1 protein-coding gene is annotated in these 693 nt (G+C 77.1%); it reads right to left on the minus strand.

Annotation, left to right across the window (positions count from 1 at the left end; translation table 11 throughout):
- Nucleotides 1–693, minus strand: a 693-nt coding sequence (locus KUM32_RS40085; protein ID WP_217146638.1) for a S8 family serine peptidase, incomplete at both ends; no start/stop codon positions are given.

Here is a 693-nt window from a genome sequence, read left to right on the forward strand (position 1 = left end):
ACGTAGGCCAGCAGGTTCCGGGTGTCGGCGCCCGGGTCCTGGACGCGGTCCGGGGTCGCCGCCCGGGCCAGCGCGGCGTCGAGGTCGGTGGCCGAGGTGTCGGGGTGCTCGTGGAGGTAGGTGGCCGCGACGCCGGCGACCTGGGCCGCGCTGGCCGAGGTGCCGCTGAGCCGGGTGTAGTACCGGTCGCCGAGGCCGCTGGCGACGGGTATGCCGGCGCCCGGCGCGAAGAGGTGCACGCAGGAGCCGGTGTTGGCGGCGGCCATCCGGCGGTCGGCCTGGTCCGTCGCGGAGACCGTGAGCGCGGTGGTCTGGCGGCCCGGCGTCGCGTCGCAGGCGTCGATGGGCTGGCCGTCCGCGTCGCCGTTGCCGGCGGGCGCGGTGTAGGCGACGCCCTGGTCCGCCATCTCGTAGAGCTGGAGGTCGAGTACGGAGCCGGGTTCGCCGGAGAAGCCGAGGCTGGCCAGCGCGGGCTTGGGGGCGTGCGCGCTGATCCAGTCGACGGCCGAGACCAGGTGCTCCAGGCGCCCCGTGCCGTCGCAGCCCAGCGCGCGCACGGACGCGATCCGGGCCTGTTTCGCCACTCCGCTGCGCGCGCCCGCGACGAGCGACGCGGTGGCGGTGCCGTGGCCGTGGCAGTCGGTGGCCCAGCCGCCGGCGCGGTCCCGGATCGCGTCGTAGGCGGCGGTGACC

Source organism: Streptomyces sp. AC627_RSS907, assembly GCF_019049165.1.